The sequence below is a fragment of the Flavobacterium sp. NRK F10 genome, from assembly GCF_024054235.1.
Taxonomy (GTDB): Bacteria; Bacteroidota; Bacteroidia; order Flavobacteriales; family Flavobacteriaceae; genus Flavobacterium; species Flavobacterium sediminis.
In genome coordinates this window covers 321,230-342,253 of the sequence record NZ_JAMXLC010000001.1, presented here as the reverse complement: position 1 = coordinate 342,253, position 21,024 = coordinate 321,230, and the positions used below count along the sequence as shown (strand labels likewise).

22 protein-coding genes are annotated in these 21,024 nt (G+C 36.0%); 11 read left to right on the top strand and 11 right to left on the bottom strand.

Annotated elements, in window-relative coordinates:
- Positions 1–70: 70 nt before the first annotated feature.
- Positions 71–1,177: a lactonase family protein gene (locus tag NHF50_RS01535; protein WP_252774822.1), complete on the top strand. Its 1,107-nt coding sequence runs from the start codon at positions 71–73 to the stop codon at positions 1,175–1,177.
- Positions 1,178–1,213: 36 nt separating this feature from the next.
- On the opposite strand, the gene NHF50_RS01530 is transcribed toward NHF50_RS01535, so the two are convergent.
- Together NHF50_RS01530 and hemN are read right to left on the bottom strand one after the other, a co-directional pair.
- Entirely contained in the window at positions 1,214–2,566 is a 1,353-nt protein-coding gene (locus tag NHF50_RS01530) for a DEAD/DEAH box helicase (protein WP_252774821.1), read from the bottom strand.
- Between the two features lie 85 nt (positions 2,567–2,651).
- Positions 2,652–4,016 (bottom strand): oxygen-independent coproporphyrinogen III oxidase, encoded by a 1,365-nt coding sequence (hemN, locus tag NHF50_RS01525; RefSeq protein ID WP_109568015.1) that lies wholly within the window; start codon positions 4,014–4,016, stop codon positions 2,652–2,654.
- A 164-nt stretch (positions 4,017–4,180) separates the two neighbouring features.
- On the opposite strand from hemN, the gene trxA reads away from it, so the two are divergent.
- The 4 genes from trxA (at position 4,181) to NHF50_RS01505 (ending at position 7,033) form a co-directional block, all read left to right on the top strand.
- On the top strand, positions 4,181–4,483 hold the full coding sequence (trxA, locus tag NHF50_RS01520) for a thioredoxin (protein WP_109568014.1): 303 nt from the start codon (positions 4,181–4,183) through the stop codon (positions 4,481–4,483).
- A 27-nt stretch (positions 4,484–4,510) separates the two neighbouring features.
- Positions 4,511–4,900, top strand: coding sequence for a rhodanese-like domain-containing protein (locus NHF50_RS01515; protein ID WP_146193349.1), 390 nt, complete (start codon positions 4,511–4,513; stop codon positions 4,898–4,900).
- Positions 4,901–4,918: 18 nt separating this feature from the next.
- Positions 4,919–5,134, top strand: a complete 216-nt coding sequence (locus tag NHF50_RS01510; protein ID WP_109568013.1) for a DUF2892 domain-containing protein — start codon at positions 4,919–4,921, stop codon at positions 5,132–5,134.
- Between the two features lie 279 nt (positions 5,135–5,413).
- Positions 5,414–7,033: an acyl-CoA synthetase gene (locus tag NHF50_RS01505; RefSeq protein WP_109568012.1), complete on the top strand. Its 1,620-nt coding sequence runs from the start codon at positions 5,414–5,416 to the stop codon at positions 7,031–7,033.
- 18 nt (positions 7,034–7,051) lie between these two features.
- On the opposite strand, the gene NHF50_RS01500 is transcribed toward NHF50_RS01505, so the two are convergent.
- The 9 genes from NHF50_RS01500 to NHF50_RS01460 all read right to left on the bottom strand — a co-directional run bounded on the left by NHF50_RS01500 (position 7,052) and on the right by NHF50_RS01460 (position 14,188).
- Positions 7,052–7,732: an alpha/beta hydrolase gene (locus NHF50_RS01500; RefSeq protein WP_252774820.1), complete on the bottom strand. Its 681-nt coding sequence runs from the start codon at positions 7,730–7,732 to the stop codon at positions 7,052–7,054.
- 31 nt (positions 7,733–7,763) lie between these two features.
- On the bottom strand, positions 7,764–8,642 hold the full coding sequence (gene ygiD / locus NHF50_RS01495; RefSeq protein ID WP_252774819.1) for a 4,5-DOPA dioxygenase extradiol: 879 nt from the start codon (positions 8,640–8,642) through the stop codon (positions 7,764–7,766).
- Between the two features lie 73 nt (positions 8,643–8,715).
- Positions 8,716–9,300, bottom strand: coding sequence for a Crp/Fnr family transcriptional regulator (locus tag NHF50_RS01490; RefSeq protein WP_252774818.1), 585 nt, complete (start codon positions 9,298–9,300; stop codon positions 8,716–8,718).
- Between the two features lie 3 nt (positions 9,301–9,303).
- Complete coding sequence (locus NHF50_RS01485) at positions 9,304–9,786, bottom strand: hypothetical protein (protein ID WP_109568009.1); 483 nt, start codon at positions 9,784–9,786, stop codon at positions 9,304–9,306.
- Between the two features lie 11 nt (positions 9,787–9,797).
- The gene (locus NHF50_RS01480) at positions 9,798–10,565 is read right to left on the bottom strand and encodes an META domain-containing protein (protein ID WP_252774817.1); all 768 of its coding nucleotides are present in this window, start codon (positions 10,563–10,565) and stop codon (positions 9,798–9,800) included.
- A gap of 117 nt (positions 10,566–10,682) precedes the next feature.
- Positions 10,683–12,029: an adenylosuccinate lyase gene (purB, locus tag NHF50_RS01475; RefSeq protein ID WP_252774816.1), complete on the bottom strand. Its 1,347-nt coding sequence runs from the start codon at positions 12,027–12,029 to the stop codon at positions 10,683–10,685.
- Between the two features lie 126 nt (positions 12,030–12,155).
- Positions 12,156–12,839: an NAD-dependent deacylase gene (locus tag NHF50_RS01470; protein ID WP_245896482.1), complete on the bottom strand. Its 684-nt coding sequence runs from the start codon at positions 12,837–12,839 to the stop codon at positions 12,156–12,158.
- Between the two features lie 43 nt (positions 12,840–12,882).
- Positions 12,883–13,665 (bottom strand): anti-sigma factor domain-containing protein, encoded by a 783-nt coding sequence (locus NHF50_RS01465; protein ID WP_109568006.1) that lies wholly within the window; start codon positions 13,663–13,665, stop codon positions 12,883–12,885.
- Complete coding sequence (locus NHF50_RS01460) at positions 13,658–14,188, bottom strand: RNA polymerase sigma factor (RefSeq protein ID WP_109568005.1); 531 nt, start codon at positions 14,186–14,188, stop codon at positions 13,658–13,660. The genes NHF50_RS01465 and NHF50_RS01460 overlap by 8 nt, the downstream gene beginning before the upstream one ends.
- A gap of 109 nt (positions 14,189–14,297) precedes the next feature.
- Here NHF50_RS01460 and NHF50_RS01455 point away from each other — a divergent pair, with 109 nt between their 5' ends.
- The 6 genes from NHF50_RS01455 to NHF50_RS01430 form a co-directional block, all read left to right on the top strand.
- Positions 14,298–14,945 (top strand): DUF4331 family protein, encoded by a 648-nt coding sequence (locus tag NHF50_RS01455; RefSeq protein WP_109568004.1) that lies wholly within the window; start codon positions 14,298–14,300, stop codon positions 14,943–14,945.
- A gap of 23 nt (positions 14,946–14,968) precedes the next feature.
- A complete protein-coding gene (locus NHF50_RS01450) occupies positions 14,969–15,520 on the top strand; it encodes a DUF4331 family protein (protein WP_252774815.1) in 552 nt (183 codons plus the stop codon).
- A 99-nt stretch (positions 15,521–15,619) separates the two neighbouring features.
- Positions 15,620–16,930: a lipopolysaccharide assembly protein LapB gene (locus NHF50_RS01445; RefSeq protein WP_109568002.1), complete on the top strand. Its 1,311-nt coding sequence runs from the start codon at positions 15,620–15,622 to the stop codon at positions 16,928–16,930.
- An 11-nt stretch (positions 16,931–16,941) separates the two neighbouring features.
- Positions 16,942–19,164 (top strand): TonB-dependent receptor domain-containing protein, encoded by a 2,223-nt coding sequence (locus NHF50_RS01440; protein ID WP_252774814.1) that lies wholly within the window; start codon positions 16,942–16,944, stop codon positions 19,162–19,164.
- A 29-nt stretch (positions 19,165–19,193) separates the two neighbouring features.
- Positions 19,194–19,859: an RNA methyltransferase gene (locus NHF50_RS01435; protein WP_109568001.1), complete on the top strand. Its 666-nt coding sequence runs from the start codon at positions 19,194–19,196 to the stop codon at positions 19,857–19,859.
- A gap of 439 nt (positions 19,860–20,298) precedes the next feature.
- The coding region (locus NHF50_RS01430) for a hypothetical protein (RefSeq protein WP_252774813.1) at positions 20,299–21,024 on the top strand (726 nt) is incomplete at its 3' end.

The following is a 21,024-nucleotide window of genomic DNA, read 5'->3' as shown; positions in this document are numbered from 1 at the left end:
AGCAGAACCTTTGAAAATATGTTTTTTTGCAGCACTTTAAAAAGTATTTTTGCGTTCCAAACCCAATACAATGAAACAATTTACAATTATCAGCTTATTCCTTTTCATGGCTTCAACGGCACAGGAACATTATAATCTGATCGTCGGAACGTATACCAATGCTTGCTTTAGTGAAGGAATTTATGTCTATGATTTTAATTTACAGACTTTGGAATACCAATTGAAATCACATACTGATAAGGTCATGAATCCAAGTTATTTTACTCTTGATTCGGAGAAGGAGCATTTGTATTCTGTTAACGAAAACGGAAATGAAAGTACACTTAGTGCTTTTCGTTATGATCCTCAGACAGGGCTACTTAATTTGATGAACAAAGTAGATAGTAAAGGAGCTGATCCTTGCTATATCATTAATGATGATAAAAATGTGATCTCAGCTAATTATACAGGCGGAACGATTAGTGTGTTTCCTAAAAAGCCTGACGGAAGTTTAGCGGATGCCGTTCAGGTAATAGAGCACAAAGGTTCCGGACCCAATGAAAAACGTCAGGAAGCTTCCCATTTGCACATGGTCTATTTTAGTCCCGATCATCAATATGTATTTGCCAATGATTTGGGGAGCGATAAGATTTATATTTATCATTACCATGCAAATGGTGGCACTCAGACGTTGCTTTTAAAGGATGAAATAAATTTAAAAAAAGGAAGTGGTCCAAGACATTTGGTTTTTAGCCCTAAAGGTAATTTTGTATATGTATTACAGGAATTAGACGGAACTTTGTCAGTTTTAGAATGGAAAAAAAACCAGTTACATCTGATTCAGGAAACTACTGTTGCTCCTAATTTGTTTAACGGAATAAATGGCGCAGCCGATATTCACATGAGTCAGGATGGAAAATTTCTGTATGTAACCAATCGTGGCGATGCTAATACCATTTCGGTATTTAAAGTTTCTGGTAATGGAACATTGAACATGATCCAGCAGATCAGCACACAAGGAAGCGCACCGCGCAATTTTACTTTGAGTCCTGATGATGCGTACGTTTTGGTAGCCAATCAAAATACAAATAATATAGTGATTTACAGTCGGAATACTAAAAACGGAACATTGACCGATACCGGAAAGAGAATAGATTTGTGCCAACCGGTTTGTTTGGTATTTGACAAAGTAGAATAAAAAAAAACGTCGCTTAATGCGACGTTTTTTTTTATATTATTTTCCTTTTTTGCGTTTGGCAGCTCTTTTAGCTTCAACGGCACGGTTTCTCGGAGCTGTTTTTCTCGGTGTTCTTTTTCCGGGACCTCCCAGATTCACTTTTTTATTTTTATCTTTCTTTTCGTGAAAAGCATCGCCTTTTTCTTCTCTTTTAATTGGTTTTCCAATGGTTTTGAATTTGCGACGATCTTTTTCAAAATCTAATTTCTTTTCAGAGATTTCAATGTAATCCGGTAGATCCATTGCCTTAAGCTCTTTTTCCATTAAAAGTTCCGCTTCAATCAGAATTTCTTCTTCTTGCGGACTTACCATACTGATAGCCGTTCCTTCTTTATCAGCACGACCGGTTCTACCGATTCGGTGAATGTATTGTTCCGGAACTTCTGAGAATTGTAAATTGATAACGTGAGTAATATCAGAAATATCTAATCCACGAGCCATAATGTCTGTAGTGATTAAGCCTCGTAATTCGCCCCGCTGAAAAGAAGCCATAGTATTTAACCGATAGTTTTGTGATTTATTAGAATGGATCACACCAAATTGTCCGGCAAAGTCTTCGTCCAATAGATCAAAAGTAGTGTCGACCAATTTTTTATTGTTCACAAAAACAAGGATACGTTCCATATTGTCATTGCGGACCAGTAAATCTTTCAATAAATTTACTTTTGTCAGAAAGTTGGGAACATGGTAAACAAATTGCTCTATCTTTTCTAAAGGAGTTCCGCTAGGTGCTAAAGAAACTTCTTCCGGAAAATCAAAATATTCATCCAGTATTTCATCGACTTCTTCAGTCATAGTGGCCGAGAATAAGATATTTTGCTTTTTATCTTTCATCATCGTCAGGATTGAAGTGATCTGGAAGCGAAATCCTAAATTCAAAATCTCGTCAAACTCATCAATCACCAATTTTTGTAAAGCATCAAAACGAAGCACGCCGTCTAAGGCTAAATCCATTGTACGTCCGGGAGTACCTACTAAAATGTCGACTCCTTCAGCAACTGCTTTTCTTTGTGTATTGATGTTAACCCCACCAAAGACCCCTGCAACTCGAACCGACATAAATTCAACCAGTTTTTCTAACTCTTCCTGAACCTGAACCACTAGTTCGCGAGTGGGTACTAGAATCACCACACGCGGACTATCAGTCGTTTGAAATTTCCACTGTTTTAAAATAGGAATCAGATAGGCAAAGGTCTTCCCGGTTCCGGTTTGAGCAATTCCCATCATATCTCGTCCTGATAAGATAACAGGGAGAGCCTTTTCCTGAATAGGAGTAGGAGTAGTTAAGCCAAGAGTGTCTATGGCTTTTTGTAAGGATTTAGGTAAATCGAAATCTTGAAACGTCTTCATCTACGGCATAGTTTCTGCAAAAGTAGTGTTTTTTAGTGACTATGACCCTAAAGTAAGAAATAACGAAACTTCTTGACAGAGAAAATTATATAGTCATAGAAAACAATTGACGCTGCGGTGCCTTGCGTTTTAAGCGCAGATCAAAGGCCATACAAATATTACGAACAAAAGGCTTTCCTTTTTCAGTAACTTCCAGAGATTGCCCTTTAAGTTGCAGAAGTCCGTCGTGTTGCATTTCTTCCAAAGAGGCTAAAACATCCTCTAATTCGTTAAACTGCATAGATGGGTCAGCCCAGGAAGTTTCAAAATGACACATAATATTTAAAATGTGCTGGCGAATAATTAAATCTTCCGTATTTAAAATGTGACCTCTGTAAACCGGAATCTCATTTTTATCTAAACGAGCATAATAATCTTCTAAAACTTTTTCATTTTGAGCAAAGGCTGTCCAGCTATCACTGATAGAAGAAACTCCCAGACCGATCATCAGTTTGGTATTGGTTGTGGTGTACCCCATAAAGTTTCGATGCAGTTTTCTATCGGCAAAAGCTTTAAACATGGAGTCACTTTTTAAAGCGAAGTGATCCATACCAATCTCTGCAAAGCCGTGTTTACTCAATTGAAGTTTACCTTCTTCATATAAGGCTCTTTTCTCATCATCTTTTGGTAAATCTTCATCATTAAAGCCTCTTTGACCATTTCCTTTGATCCACGGTACATGGGCATAGCTGTAAAAAGCCAAGCGATCAGGATGTAGTGAATTGGTTTTGTCTATAGTGTCCAGAACATCATCCAGAGTTTGAAAAGGTAGTCCAAAGACCAAATCATGACTGATAGAAGTATAGCCGATTTCTTTAGCCCAAAAGGTTACTTTGGCAACATTGTGAAAAGGTTGAATGCGATGGATAGCTTGCTGCACTTTTTCAGAATAATCCTGAACACCAAAACTTACACGTCTGAATCCCAGATCAAATAAGGTTTGCAAGTGCTCTTTACTGGTATTGTTGGGATGTCCTTCAAAACTGAACTCATGTTCATCAGCTACTACACTTTCTTTTAAAATACCTTCAATGAGTTGTTTCAGATTTTCAGGTGAAAAGAAAGTAGGTGTTCCGCCACCCAGATGGATCTCTTTGATCTTAGGTTTAGCGGAAAAAAGGTCACAATACAATTCCCATTCTTTTAAGACCGCTTCTATGTAAGGATGTTCCACTTCATGACGTTTGGTAATGCGTTTGTGACAGCCACAAAAAGTACACAAACTTTCACAAAAAGGTAGGTGAATGTATAAACTGATCCCATCTTTATCATTAGTTTGTTTAAAAGTATCTACACAGGCATGAATCCATTTGTCATAAGAAAATGAATTTTCTTCCCAATAAGGGACAGTCGGATAGCTGGTGTATCTCGGTCCTGGTACATTATATTTTTGCACTAATGAAGGTTGCATGGCTAAGTTTATTGCTAATTAAAGACAAAATTACTCTAGATTATCAAAAAAAAAAATGATAATTGTCATATTGGCAGCTATGTAACAAAGATTACATATTTGGTGCGTTTATTGAAGTAAATTTGTTATGCAAAAATAAACGAGATTAAACACATTTTAAGTATATGAATTCAAAATTTAACGAAATAATAGGTCAAAAGCAATTAGTTCTGGTAGATTTTTATGCAGATTGGTGCGGACCGTGTAAGATGATGTCTCCGATTTTGCAAGAAGTAAAATCGGTAATAAAAGACGAGGTAAAAATCATTAAAGTAAATGTAGATCAGCATCAGGATCTGGCATCAGAGTTTATGGTACGTGGTGTTCCTACACTCATGTTGTTCCGGGACGGGAAAATGTTATGGAGACAATCCGGTGTACTGGCAACTCATGATTTAGTGGGGATTATACGACAACATTTGAATTAATTTATTAACTTTATAAAAAAATCAACCATGAAACTAAAAATGTTAGGTCTTTTGATGTCGCTTTTTGTAGCAGCATCTTGTGTTAACCAAAAACAAAGCGGTGTAGAAGTTGTCAAGCCTGATGGTTTTGAAACTAAGATGGCTGAAGCAGATGTACAGTTATTAGATGTCAGAACACCTGAAGAGTATGCCTCCGGACATTTACCAAATGCTAAGAACTATAATGTTTTAGCTGATGATTTTGAATCTAAAGTAGCTGCTTTAGATAAAGAAAAACCGGTAATGGTATATTGTAAAATGGGAGGGAGAAGTTCTAAGGCTGCCGCTAAATTAAAAGAATTAGGGTTTAAACATATCACCGATTTAGAAGGAGGGATTATGAGTTGGGAATCGGCTGAAAAAACCATTGTGAAGTAACCACAAAAACTAAATAGTATGAAAAAAAATATTGGGAACACTGATCGGTTAGTAAGACTGGTTGTTGGAGTAGTAGGTTTACTTTTAGGGCTTTCCGGTATTGTTGAAGGAACAGTAAAATGGATAGCCATTGTAGTTGGGGTTTTAATGCTTCTTACGGCGTTGGTTCGTTTTTGTCCGGCTTATCCTTTGTTAGGGATTAATACCCGCCGTAAAACAAAAGAAGAAAAATAAATTAGATTGTTTTTTGTATTCTAACAAGCCTCTATGAAAGTAGAGGCTTTTTTACGGTATTATTTTTTGCTAAATTATTATAGGTTTTTTATTCTAAAAAGATTAAGATTTCTTACTTATAAGCGAAAAACTATTAGAAATCTAAAACAAAATAGCTTAAAAAGTGATTTTGCTTGAAAATTACTCGATAAGCAACTATAGTTAGGAAGAGAAGTTTCATTTTAAACATAGAAAGGATGTGAATTTTCTTTATTTTTAGATAAATAAAAAACATCAAAAATGAATATATATGATATTGGTCTGGATAAAAATCCGGCCAACTTTACCCAACTCACTCCGCTAACTTTTATTGAGAGATCTGCTACTATTTTCCCTGAAAAGACTTCCGTTATTTACGGTACCAAAAAATACAGTTGGAAAGAAACCTATGATAGATGTCGGAAATTGGCTTCTGCCTTGACTAAAATAGGAATCAATAAGAATGATACGGTTTCAATCATTGCTGCTAACACACCGGCAATGTACGAAGCTCATTTTGGTGTACCGATGTCGGGAGCGGTTTTAAATACACTTAATGTACGCTTATCAGCAGATACCTTAGCTTTTATGTTACAACATTCAGACGCTAAAGTTTTGTTAGTTGATAAAGAATTTTCAGAAGTGATAGCTAAAGCTTTAAATCAAATTGAACATTCTATTTATGTCATAGACATTGATGATGTTCATGTGAATACAGGATTTCCTGTCGGAAAAATAGAATATGAAGCTTTTTTGGAAACCGGAGATAATGATTTTAATTGGATCAAGCCGGAAAATGAATGGGATGCCATAGCTCTTAATTATACGTCAGGGACAACTGGGAACCCTAAAGGAGTTGTTTACCATCACCGGGGAGCTGCTTTAAATGCGATCAATGATCTATTGGTATGGAAAATGTCTAATGCAGCAGTTTATTTATGGACACTACCGATGTTTCATTGTAATGGCTGGTGTTTTCCCTGGGCTTTAGCTGCTGCTTCAGCTACCAGTGTTTGTTTGCGTAAAGTGATTGCAAAAGACATTTATAAAGCAATTGCTGATGAAAAAGTGGATCATTTCTGCGGGGCTCCTATTGTATTACAAACGATGATTAATGCGCATCCTGATGATAAAAAAGTTTTGGAACACAAAGTAAAAGCAATGGTTGCCGGTGCAGCACCACCGGCTTCAGTGATCGAAAATATTGAAAAAGAAGGTTTCGAAATCACACATGTTTACGGACTAACAGAAACCTATGGACCTTCTGTAATATGTGAGTGGAAAGAAGAATGGGACGATCTGCCGTTAGAAGAACGTGCTGAATTGAAATCAAGACAAGGAGTTCGGTATTTACTTTTAGACGAACTGGATGTACTAAATCCGCAAACGATGGAACCGGTACCGGCAGACGGTGTTACCATAGGTGAGATTATGATGAAAGGAAACAATGTAATGAAAGGTTATTTAAAGAATCCATCGGCTACGGAAGAAGCATTTAAGAAAGGATGGTTCCATACCGGAGATCTGGCTGTTAAGTATCCTGATGGTTATGTACAGATTAAAGATCGCTCTAAAGATATTGTGATCTCGGGAGGTGAAAATATTTCTACGATAGAAGTAGAAGGTGTAATTTACAGAATACCGGAAGTAGAAGAGGTGGCTTGTGTTGCAAAACCGGATGAAAAATGGGGAGAAGTAGTTTGTGCTTTTATCAAATTAAAAGAAGGAGAAAACATAACGAACGAACAGATCGTGGAACATTGCCGTAAAGAATTAGCCGGTTTTAAAGTTCCTAAATATTTCTATTTTATGGATTTGCCAAAAACATCTACCGGAAAAGTTCAAAAATTTGAATTAAGAGCAATAGCCAAAACTTTATAGTTTTGACTATTGCGCATTTTAATGTTTTGCTAACCATTCATTGATGGTCTGTATGGTTTCGGGAGTTACAGTATGAGCATAATTAAACTCCACATAAGTGTTGGGTATACCTAATTCGTCTACGATGGATTTACTTTGTCTGCCGTATTCGATTGGTAAAATAGTATCCTTTGTGCCATGAATGATCAAAGCATTTAATTTTTTAAGTTTTTCTTTAGAAGCAATGATCGGTTTGATCTCAGTTAAGATTCGACCGCTTAAAGCAATAATTCCTTTTAATTTTTGAGGTTGTGTCAATCCAACACTAAAAGACATAATAGCACCTTGACTAAAACCGCCCAAGTAAATAGCGTTGCTGTTAAACGAGTGTTTTTCTTTCAATTGGTTAATGAATTGGATAAGTACTGTTCGGCTTTTTTCGGCTTCTTCGGCATTAATTATAGGCCTTCCTGAGCTGAAATCAACAGCAAACCAGCGATAATGATTTTCAGAAATAGTAAACGGAGCGCGAGCCGAAATGACTAAAAACTCATCAGGAAATTGATCAGCTCGGGAAAATAAATCTTTTTCATTGCTTCCCACACCATGTAAGAGAAGTAATAATGGCGGATTTTCAGCTTGAATTTTAGGTTCTCTGACCAAATAATGCAAAAGCATTGTATCGCCTTTAGCATAATTATATTGTGATGTTGAACTCATGATAATAGTTTTAAAATTAACAGTTTATGATTTAATAAACCTGAAAACACCTCATGCTCAGACTGGCATATTGGTATCCTTCATAGATATATTTAACAGCCTCATTCTTTTCTGTCATAGCCAGAACATAAAGCATAGGCAAATAATGATCGTTTGTAGGTATGGAAAGTGCAGCAATGCTCCCTAATTTTTTGTAATCGACCAACGTATTAAAATCGTATTGGTTGATCTTTTGTTTTACCAATTCGTCAAATTCTACCGCCCAATCGGCTGGTTTGGCATCAATATTAAACCAATTTACTTTATTTAAGTTATGGACAATATTACCGCTACCTATAACCATAACACCTCTTTCTCGGATTCGTTTCAGGGCTTGTGCCAGTTGAAAGTGATAAGCTGAAGGTTGGGTATAATCTAAGCTCAATTGGAATACCGGAATATCGGCTTTAGGAAAAATATATTTCAGAACTGTCCAGGCACCGTGATCCAATCCCATAGAATGATCTTCAATAATCTGAAATTGAGACGCCATTTCGCTGACTTCTCTGGCTAGTGTCGGATGTCCTTTAGGCTCGTATTTTATTTGGCTCAGGCGTTCGTCAAAACCACCGAAATCATAGATAGTTCGAGGCGTTGGGTTAACAGAAACATAAGTTCCGCGGGTTTCCCAGTGGGCAGAGATCATCATAATGGCATTAGGACGTTCTATTTGGGTTCCCAATTGTTGTAGTGTTCGTGTAAATGTATTATCAAATACAGCATTCATAGGGTGTCCATGTCCTAAAAACAACATTGGCATTTTCTTTGATTTTGGAAAAGTAGCACTTATCTTTTCAAATTCGGTCAGGTTAAAGCCTGTTGCCATTACAGGACTTATTGCCATGAGTTTTAAAAATTCCTTTCGATCCATGATTCTCTCAATTTACAAAGCAAATTTCAGATTTTCAGGATTGTATTTCGTTCACATAGGTTAAGAAAGGAAATTATTTTTTGTGCATGTTCTGGCGAATGCGACTCAATGATTGCGGTTTAATCCCCAAAAAGGAAGCGATAAGGTATTGCGGAACCCGTTGTAGAAAATCAGGATTGGTACCGATTAAATCTTTATAACGCTGTTCAGCATCATCGGTAAAAGTTTTCGCAATTCGCTGTTGGGAATGGATATAGGCATTTTGAATAAGAATGCGGAAGAAACGCTCAAATTGCGGTAATTTTTGCATAGCCAATTCAAAGTTTTCCTGAGAAATAGCTAAAGCTGTAGTGTCTTCTAATGCTTCAATACTAATAATAGAAGGCTGGTAGCTGAAAAAACTGTACAGATCTGAAATCCAGTGATTTTCAAAGGCAAACTGAACGGCGTGTTTTTCACCTTTTTCATCAGTTAAATAGGAGATAAGAAGACCTTTTTCAATATAATAAATAGTAGAACAGAAGTGATCTACTTCTAAAACAGTCTCTTTTTTGGAAAAATAGACCGGTTTCAGAAAATCAAGAAAAAGTGCAAAATCTTCATCCGTTAAGGATGAATTGATTTTGCGTTCTATATCTTGTCGTAGTTTCGGATGCATATTTTATTCAGAGCAATTTGCTTTTTTCAGAGGCATGGTTGAGGTAAAATGGATTTGGGATTTGTCTTTAAAAGCTGTTCCTTCATCATTTAATTCGCCATAGCCTTCAATTAATTGATTGTCTCTTATAATAAATGCAATTTCGCGTGCGCCCATGCCGCCTTCGGAATGGTAATCGTAGATCCCGATTAAAGTATCACCATGAAGTGTTCCTTCGAATGTACCTGAATTATAGTCTTTTTCAGCTAACAAGTAGCTTAATTCTCCGGAAACGCTTTTGCCTACAGCGTCAATTTTTAGTGTGATATTCTCGTCATTTACTTCATAGATATAACATCCGGCTGCTAAAAGCGGTTTTTCTTCTTCCGTTTGAACAACTTGTTCAGGAGCTGTCGGAGTTTCATGTTCCGTTGCCGGTTTTTCTTCTGTTTTTTTACAACTTACCCCAAACAATCCGATAGCTGCTAAAAAAAGGACTTTTTTCATAATGTATATTTTTAAGACTTAGTAAAACTTAGAATTGTTTTTCCGTTTGATTTTAAATTCAAAGTAGCATCTGAAATAGAATATTCGTCTACTTGCTGTAATAAAGTTAAGAAAGTAGTTTCATTTTCTGCACTTTTCAGACACATTTTGCGAGTAGTAATGATATTTTTAAAAGATAATTTTTCATTTTCATACAGCATAGCTCCGTTCATTCTGTTGCAACCGGTACTGCCGTAAAAGTAATTCTCATCGTTTTTAATTTCCAGTTGCGGGAAGTTATCAAAGTCAGCTTCCGTAAGTATTTGATCGTTCATCTTTTGAAGTTTCCAGGTACCTAAAAGTTTGTAATCCATGATATAACGACCACAACCGTTTAAAGATTGTTTCAGTTCTCCGTTTTTCTGATATTCAATTGTTACTGAGTTCGGATACTCTTTTCCGGACATTTGGTTGACACAGTTTTCATCTGTTAGTGTCACTTTAAAAGAGAGCATTTTATCTTTAAAGGAATAAATAGAAGCATTTTTAGATACTTTAGGTGCTGTGTACGGAATTGCAATAGTATCGCTGAGCGACAGAAATAAGATGTTCTTTGTAGAAAAGCGTATGCTCCAGAAAGGCTCTGTTCCATTTCCTGAAAAATAATCAGTCATAAATTCCATATTTTCCGGCGTTGTCTGGGCTTTACTAAGGTTTTCCTGAGCAGAAGGATTTGTGTCTTTAGAACTTTTACAGGAAAGAAAAAGTATAAAAAAGAATAGAACACTTATTTTTTTCATTGTATGTGAATTTATGTTTTAAAGATAATTAAAAGCGTTGGTTCGGGCAAAAGCTGAAGATTAAAAAAAATCCCGCCTTTTCGACGGGATTTTAGGTATATGATAGTTTGGGAAATATTAAATCCCCAAATAATTACTTGGTGTAATTTGTTTTAGTTCCTTTTTGATAGCATCAGAAACATTTAAAGTTTCTATAAAAGCCTGAATGGATTCCTTATTGATCGCACTATTGGTTCTCGTTAAATCTTTCAAAGCTTCGTAAGGGTTCGGATAGCCTTCGCGTCTTAAAATGGTTTGAATGGCTTCAGCTACAACAGCCCAGTTTCTTTCTAGATCTTCGGCTAATTTGTTTTCGTTCAACAATAATTTACTCAAGCCTTTTAAGGTCGCTTCGAAAGCAATGATCGTGTGTCCGAACGGAACGCCTACATTTCGTAAAACAGTACTATCCGTTAAATCGCGTTGTAAACGGGAAACCGGTAGCTTAGCTGATAAGTGTTCAAAAATAGCATTTGCAATTCCTAAATTTCCTTCACTGTTTTCAAAGTCAATTGGGTTTACTTTATGCGGCATCGCACTTGAACCTACTTCTCCGGCTTTTATTTTTTGCTTGAAATAATCCATAGAAACATAAGTCCAGATATCACGATCCAGATCAATGATGATTGTATTGATGCGTTTAAGAGCATCAAAGAAAGCAGCAAAATGATCGTAGTGCTCAATTTGCGTTGTTGGGAATGAATGGTGTAAACCTAAACTTTCTTCCACAAACTTAGTTCCGAATTCTTTCCAGTCGATAGCCGGATATGCAATTTTATGGGCATTGTAGTTTCCGGTAGCACCTCCGAATTTGGCAGCAAACGGAACGTTGAACAACAAACGCATTTGCTCTTCAATTCGCTCTACAAAAACTAATATCTCCTTCCCTAATCGGGTAGGGGAAGCCGGTTGTCCGTGAGTACGGGCTAGCATGGGAACGCCTTGCCATTCCACACATAGTTCTTTTAACTTTTGAAGAACCGAAATAAGCGTTGGCATATATACATTTTCAAAAGCTTCTTTTGTAGAAAGTGGAATAGCTGTATTGTTGATATCCTGGGAAGTCAATCCGAAATGGATAAACTCTTTATAAGCTTCTAATCCTAATTGGTCAAATTTATTTTTGATAAAATACTCAACCGCTTTAACATCATGGTTGGTAGTTTTTTCTGTGTTTTTGATCCACAAGGCATCTTCAGTACTGAAATCTTGGTACATTTTACGCAACTCAACAAAAAGTTTTTTGTCAAAATCGGCTAGTTGCGGTAAAGGAATTTCACAAAGTGAAATAAAATATTCAACTTCAACTAAAACGCGGTATTTTATTAAAGCCTCTTCGGAAAAATAAGGTGCTAAACCTTGTGTTTTACTCCTGTAACGGCCATCTACCGGTGAAATAGCATTCAGTTCTGTTAGTTGTTGCATGGTTGTGTTGTTTAATTTTTTAAAAGAAATGCAAATTTAATAATTAGTGGTAACTAATTCATAATTAGTTATTAGTTTTTTTGTTGTTGAGACGGAGTCGAAACTCTTTTTATTACAATTCATAAATTAACCAAGTAACAGGTTCCGAAGCTTTTCCATACCTTCGGTTGCTGAAAGTGCAAACGTTTCAAGTGGATTGGCTAAGTCGAAAATAGTTGCCGGTTTGGGGTCAATATAAAAGACAGGAATATGGGGCTGAGTATAGTGAACTAATCCGGCTGCGGGATACACTTGCATAGATGTGCCGATAACCACTAAAATATCAGCTTGTTCTACAAGAGGAAGTGCTCGGTCTATTTCGGGTACGGCTTCACCGAACCATACAATGGCGGGACGTAGTTGCTCATCTTTTGCATTCAGATCCCCTAACCGTATGTCTTCTGTCCAGTGGATTTTTTCATTTTCTGAATGTTCTCCCCGAACTTTGGTTAATTCGCCGTGTAGATGGATAATTTTAGAACTTCCGGCTCTTTCGTGAAGATCGTCTACATTTTGGGTTATAATATGAACTTCAAAATTCTGTTCTAATTCAGCCAGAATATGATGCCCTCTGTTTGGGACAACTTCTTTTAACTGTGCTCTTCTTTTATTGTAAAAGTTTAGAACCAATTCCGGATTTTTATACCAGCCTTCAGGAGAAGCGACTTCCATAATGTCATGATTCTCCCATAAGCCATTTGAATCTCTAAAGGTACTGATACCGCTTTCGGCACTCATTCCGGCACCGGTTAAAACGACAATTTTTTTCACTTGCTAATATTTAGACAGATTGTATATGTCGGTTGTTATATAGTTATACTTTTCCTAATGTATATAGTTGTTCTAAAGTAGGGCTTATACTTCCGCCTTCTGGTTCTAAAGTAATACCGAAGGCTTCGGCATCATCTACTTTTTCTACTTTGAAAATTTTAGAATTACTAATTGCAAAGCCTTTTAATAACCCTATACTTTTTGGTGTTAAGGGATCTAATTTTAATCCCCAAACCTGATATACCTTGCCTTTCGGAGGATCTGGCAAACCGGCAGCATCTATAAAAACATCTTTGGTTTCTTTATTATAGTACGCTTTTGCAAAGGCATAGGGAGCTACTTCCTGACCATTTAAGGTAATTTGTATATTGTTTTGATCTCTTAAAACAGTTAATATATTTTGAGCTTCTTGTTTTTTTAATTCTAAATCAACAATAGACTCCTGCATTTTACTTTTTTCCACAGACAATTGATCGATAGTTGATTTTGTTTGATTCAATTTGTAAAATTGAAATCCGAAACCTAAAACGAATATGGCAGCGGCTGCCCATCCGGTATAGCTAATCCATGATTTTTTCTGACTAATGGGCACAACTTTATGCTTGTCTAATAATCGAGTTCTTATTTTTTCATAATTTGTGGCTGATAGGTGCGGGGCAACACTTTGAGAAAGGTTAATAACTGCATTTTCAATGGCTAAAATTTCATCCTGAACTTCAGGGTATTGTTTTGCCATTTCTGCAATTGTTTCATTTTCTTTCTCAGAAAGTTTTCCGAATACATATAATTCTAATGTACCCGAATCTATTAATTCTCTACTATTCATTGATCATCATTCTTAATTCATTCATGCAATTTCTATTTTGAGTCTTTACCGTTCCTAAGGGGATCTCTAATTCTTCAGAAGCTTCTTGTTGAGTATATGCTCTGAAAAATAACAATTCTATTAACTGTATACATTTAGGTTTTAATTTTTGAATAAACTTTTTTACTCCTATAGCATCTATTTTGTTAATTGTCTTAGAGTTGTCTTCAAGCATATATACGAAGTTATCGACAGAGGAGTTTCTTAAGTTGTTGTTAAAGTTTTTGGATCGCAATTTGTCAATGGTAGTATTTCGGGTAATATTTAACATCCAAGTATACAATCGTCCTTTCGAGTTATTATACGTATCAATGTTGTTCCAGATCTTTACAAAGACTTCTTGAAGAATATCCTCAGCTTCTTCCCGGTTCCTGATCAAGTTGAAGATTACGCCGTAAAGATTCTTAGAATAATTATCATATAACAAAGTAAAAGAATGGTTGTCTTTTTTAGACAAAGCTGCAACTAAAAGTTTTTCTTCCATAGTTTTTATATTAATGCTAAAGTAAGAATTTTTTTTTTTTCATTTTTTTAAAACCAAGATTCAATATTTCCCGTAAATGGTAATATAACAATATTAAAAACTATTTAAGATGAAAAAAACAAAATTACCTTTAGGGCTATTATTCTTGGGAATGATAGGTTTAATTTTAGTAGCAGCCGATCATATTGACGCACCTGCAGTACAGGGAGGGACGTCTGATATCACGGATTTTTATTCTTTTCAGGGGGCAAATACAAATAATTTAGTGTTTGTAGCTAATGTTCAGGGATTATTATCACCTACTGCTACTTCAAGTGCCTCATTTGATGAAAATGTTATGGTAGAGTTCAATATTGATAACAATGGTGACAATATTGAAGATTTAGTTATTCAGGCATTACCCAGAAACGGGAAAATGTATTTTTTCGGACCGGTGGCATCAGGAACTTCGGGAACATCAAGTAATGTAAAAACAGCAGCAGCCTTAGGGAATGTGGAAATTACAGAATATGGTGAAGTAGCAAAAATAGGAACAGCCGCAGGAGCCAGTTTTTTTGCTGGTCCCAGAGATGATCCGTTCTTTTTTGATTTCGGACAATATTCAGAGATCATAGCAGGTAATGCTTCAAGTTTTAATAATCCGGGTAGTGATACGTTTGCCGGAACAAATGTAATGTCAATTGTAATTGAAGTCCCTAAGGCAATGTTAGGAGGTTCAGGAACACTGAATACATGGGTAGAAACCAAAAGAAAATAATTAAAAATTTTAAAGTAAAAATTATGAAAGCAATCCAATATAAAACGTTGTTAGTAACTTTAATGATAGCCTTATTAAGTACAAGTTGTAGTGATGATGATTCGAATAATATGATGAATAATAATGCCCCGGATTTTTCCGGGACTTATGTTCAACAGGACCAAATGGGGCGTCCGGCTATAAATACGGTTTTTGTGAGTTCAGAGAATAAAGATAATTTTAATACAACAGTACCATCTATGATGGAAGCTAGTTTTCAATCTGCTTTTCAAACGAAATTAATGGCTTTGAATCCCGGATATACAACAAATGCATTAGGACTGGATGCTGCGACTTTTACAACAGTCTTGGCAACCGATGTTTTAAATGTATCTACGACAGGGACAACTACCTTTTTTGACGGAACGAATGTTCTTACAGGAAGAGCCTTAACGGATGATGTTATTGATGTAGAGTTGTTGTTGATATTCGGGGGACCTGACGGAACAGCCAACGGAGGATTAACTTCAGATAATGTAAATGCTAACGATAAACCGTTTTTGACTTCATTTCCCTATCTGGCTTCTCCTTGGTAGAACATAGATTTACTGCTTAACCTGTGAAATAAGGAGCATCTTAAAGATGCTCTTTGTTTCCAAATTATTAAGGAACCAATCAAAAACAAGAATGATGTTATGAGAAAAAATAAACTACAACTAATTATGATGCTATTAGTTTATACTCTCTTTTTGAGCTGTAATTCAAAATCAGGTAATGAAAAAGAAATCGTTGTCTATAAGTCTGACTATCAAAAGTATATTCAGATTAAAGAAAATGAGGAAATAGAGAATATAAATAAGGAGCTTCATTTTTGGCAAGAAAAGTATAATCTAGCACCTAACCAGTATCCTTATCTGATAGAATTGTCAGGTTTATACTCGCAGTTATTTGAGATGACAGGAAATATCCGGAATCTTTATCAGGCTGAAGAGTTGCTTTTAGATTGCAATGCAAGAGTGAACGGAGATCATTCAGGGATTCACCGCTCCATTGCAAAAAATTACATTTCACAACATCGTTTCAGGGAAGCGTTAACACATCTGGAGAAAGCTTATGCAGTAGGAGAAAATAAAAAAGCAACTCAGAAAATGCTTTTTGATGTTAATATGGAACTTGGCAATTATGAAGCGGCTGAAAAAATATTGGATGAAAATAAGAACTTTAATGATTTTGATTATTTAATACGTTTGGCCAAATGGAACGACTATGTCGGAGATCTTGATAATGCAATACGACTGATGGAAAAGGCTATGAAAATTGCAGAGAAATCAGGAAATCAAGGACTAAAAGTCTGGATTTATTCTAATATTGCCGATTTTTATGGACATAACGGAAGAATCCGAGATGCTTACCAATACTATTTAAAAACCTTGAAAGCAGACAATAATAATATTTATGCTTTAAAAGGTATAGCTTGGATCGCATATTCGCATGAACACGATATCGAAAAAGCATCAGAGATTATCAATTATATTGAAACACAGCATACAGTTCCGGATTTATATCTTTTAAAAGCAGATATGAGTGAATTTTCGGATAATTTTACTAAAAAAAAGTTAGCCTTGAATGAATATTTTTATACTTTAGATAAAAATTATTATGGAGATATGTACAACAAATATAATGTCTTGTTATATGCAGAAACTCCGGGTAAAGAGCTTAAAGCGTTAAAGATCGCAAAACGTGAAATTGATAACCGACCTACACCGGAATCCTATGATTTATTGGCTTGGACTTACTATAACATGGGAGAATTTAAAAAGGCTTATGAAATAGCTACTGAATATACAATTAACAAAACACATGAGCCGTTAGTCTTGTATCATAACGAGTTGATTCTGAAAGCAAATAATAAATTAACCAGTGAGAATTCTAATATTAGTGACTTGGTAACAAGTATATTTGAATTAGGTCCGAATATTGAAAAAAAACTTAAAACCCTTTAGTAAATACTTCAATGAAAAGAGCATTTTTATTTCTGATCTCGTTGCTTTCGGTCTTCAGTTTCGGACAAAATTTCAAAGGAATTGTGGTGGATGTTTTTAGTTTACCGGTAGCAGATGTATATGTTTATAATTTGAGTTCAGAAGAGCATTCACATACGAATGAATTGGGAAAATTCAGCTTAATGAAAGCAAATGTCGGGGATACTTTAAAATTTAGCAAATTAGGCTTTAAGAGTGTTTCTTTTAGCATAAGATCATTAGAAGAAAATATTACTGTTACAATTGAAGAAGATGTATTTAACTTATCGGAAATTATATTAATGCCAGATATTGATATCAATTCTAATCTCACTAAGATCGATCTGACAACAAATCCGGTAAATTCTTCTCAGGAAGTATTGCGCAAAGTCCCCGGCTTATTCATTGGACAGCATGCCGGAGGCGGAAAAGCAGAACAGTTGTTTTTACGAGGTTATGACGTGGATCACGGAACTGACGTAGTGATCAGTGTAGACGGCATTCCGGTTAACATGGTTTCTCATGCACATGGACAGGGATACTCTGATTTACATTTTGTAATCCCCGAAACTATTGAGGATATAGATTTCGGAAAGGGACCGTATGAAGCAGCTCAGGGGAATTTTGCTACAGCAGGCTATGTCAATTTTGAAACGAAAGAGAGACTGGATAAGAGCAGAATTTCAATGGAAGTCGGACAATTCAATACATTACGGACTTTGGGGATGTTTGACCTTTTAGACGATAAACAAAAACAGACCAATGCTTATCTGGCTACGGAATATATTATGACAGACGGTCCGTTTGATTCTCCGCAAAATTTCAATCGCTTTAATATTTTCGGAAAATACAATACCGTATTGAATTCGCAGACCAAGATCGATGTACTGGCATCTTATTTTAAAAGCAAATGGGATGCTTCCGGACAAATTCCGATGCGACTGGTCGAAAGTGGAGCTATTTCCCGTTTCGGTTCGGTAGATGATACGGAAGGAGGTTTTACGTCCCGATTTAATCTGGCTTTAGGAGTTGACAAGATCATTGATGAAAATAGTTTTGTACATACAAAAGCTTATGTGACGCATTACGATTTTACGCTCTTTTCTAATTTTACATTCTTTCTGGAGGATCCTGTTAACGGAGATCAGATCAAGCAAAAAGAGGATAGGATGTTGTATGGCTTTCATTCGGAATACAATCATTTGAAATCGTTCAATACCTTTAAATTAAAAACCAGAGCCGGAATAGGAGTAAAGGTTAATTCTGTGACTAATAGCGAACTTTCTCATACGGTAAACCGTTATACCCTTTTGAATGCTATTCAATTAGGCGATATAGAGGAATCTGATTTTTTCGGATACTATACCGCTGATTTTCAATTTGCCAAATTTACGATCAACCCTGCAGTTCGGTTGGAGTATTTTAAGTTTAATTACGAAGATAAATTAGCGTCGAGTTATAGTAATTTATCAAATGATGCCTTTAAAGTATTGCCTAAACTGAACATCAGTTACATGCAAAATGAAAAAGTAGTATACTTTATTAAATCCGGGTTAGGTTTTCATTCTAATGATACCCGGGTAGTATTGCAACAAAATAAAGATATTTTACCAACGGTTTACGGGACGGATATCGGGGTTATTTTAAAACCGGTCAAAAATTTAATTGTCAATACCGCTTTATGGACTTTGTTTTCCAATCAGGAATTTGTTTATGTAGGGGATGCCGGAATTGTAGAGCCTTCCGGAAAATCAAAACGATCCGGAGTTGATCTGAGTGTTCGTTATCAGATCGGGAATTATCTCTTTTTAGATTGGGATGCTAATTATGCTTATGCCAGAAGTACGGAAGAGCCTGGCGGACAAAATTATATTCCCTTGGCACCGGAGTTTACTTCTGTTGGCAGAATCGGTTTGAGAGCTTATAAAGGTTTTACTTCGGGATTGCAATTCCGTTATATGGGTAACCGTCCGGCTAACGAAGACAATTCAATAGTTGCGGAAGGCTATTTTGTGACTGATTTTAATGTAAGCTATGATTTCAGTAAAAATTTACAGTTAGGGTTAAATATCCAGAATTTGTTTGATACCGATTGGAACGAAACCCAATTTCTAACGGAATCGAGATTGCAAAATGAAACAGAAAGTGTAGAAGAGATACATTTTACACCAGGAACTCCGTTTTTTGCTAAGTTGAAATTGACCTATAGTTTTTAATTCTTAAATAGGTTTTTTATTTTTGGTCTATGAAAGATCAGAAAGACCTATTAGCTTATTTAGAAGGATTCATTACCGAAAACAGAAAAGAAGGGTTTAAAAAAGTTTTAGAGAACCGGACCAAACACTTTACAATAGCCATTGAAGATGTGTATCAATTGCACAATACCAGTGCAGTAATGCGTAGTTGTGAGGTTTTCGGAATACAGGAACTGAATGTCGTAGAGCAACGTTTCGGTAAGCGGATCGATAAAGAAATTGCAATGGGAGCCCAAAAATGGGTTGATGTCAATCGCTTTGCTTCCATTCAGAACTGCATGGACGATTTGCGAAGCAAGGGCTATCAAATTATTGCAACTACTCCTCATAACGATTCTTGTTTGCTACAGGATTTCGATATCAGTAAACCTTCCGCTATTTTCTTCGGAACCGAAAAATTAGGTTTGTCAGAAGAGGTTTTAGAACAAGCAGACGGTTATTTGAAAATCCCTATGGTTGGTTTTACGGAGAGTTTAAACATCTCAGTTTCGGCAGCGATCATTATTCAGGATATAACAGCTCGCTTACGACGTTCCGCAATCGACTGGAGATTAACAGAAGAAGAACTTTTTGAGAAACAACTCGATTGGACACGTAAATCTATTCGCGATATCGATTTTATAGAGAAAAAGTTTTATGAGGATGAACAAGGGTAATAGTTTATCATTTATAGCAAAAAAACTTAAAGCATAAATCTATTTAAAAAAATTACTTTTTTAAAACTTTAACAAAATATACATTTTTTCTGTATCCAAGTTAACAAATATAGGCGCTATATTTGTTACGGTTAATAGCAGTAATTTTATTTCTTATCAAGAACATTTAGTCCCGAAATCCTTTCGGGACTTTTTGTTTTTGTGGATTTTTTGTATCTCATGAGGATAAAATATGAAATTTTAACAAAATATACATTTTTCCTGTATCCGAGTTATAAGCACAATGCTATACATTTGATCCCGATTCCCCTATCAACATTTTGTTCTTCTTCCTGTACAGTAAAAAAGTACAGTGTAGAGGTATTAATTGTCCCGAAACGGATCATAAACCCTTTTCAGCCGTCGTATTGAAAAAAGAAAAGGTTATAATGTTTATTAAATGAAATTAAAACGAAAGAAAAAGCTGCTCTTAAGTTTATCGGGGCTCTTAGTGCTGCTGTTGACCAACTGCGAAAAAGACTACTCGGAAGCAACGCTAAACAACAAGTTAACAACCTCCCGCTTTGACATTCGGGTTCTGAACAGTGAACAGATCCGGTCCAATGCTAAGGTTATGGACAAATTACAAAAGATTGCAGGGCAAACCAAAGCACAAGCCACCGGAACGGGAACACCGATAGGTACTTCCCGAATCCTTTACAATTCAACCTACGATTTTTCCGTAAACACCGCTTATGTGAAATACGTGGAAGATACCACAACCGGGAAACATTCCTATAACTTTCCGCTCACGCGTGATAGTTTGGTCACTTCCCATTTGGAAAATCTCTTGCTATCGTCACGTTCCGACGGGAGTTACGATGCGTATATTGTGGAATACGGTTTTTCAAAGGACGAATACAATGCTGTGTCTCAAACAACGCTGAACAACACAACGACCCGTTATTATCCGATAGATTTTGACACTTCTGTCTTCAACAGCGGCGAGTTAAACAAAATGGTGCTGGAATACAGTTGTGTAGAAATATGGTCATTGGAAGTCGTACCGGCCCACCAGGGCGACAACACAGGTGGCGAACTGTACACGGAAGAATGGGTATTGGTCTCCAACGAATGCACTTGGAATTACTACGATGACGGAACAGATGGCAGCAGCGGAAGCACC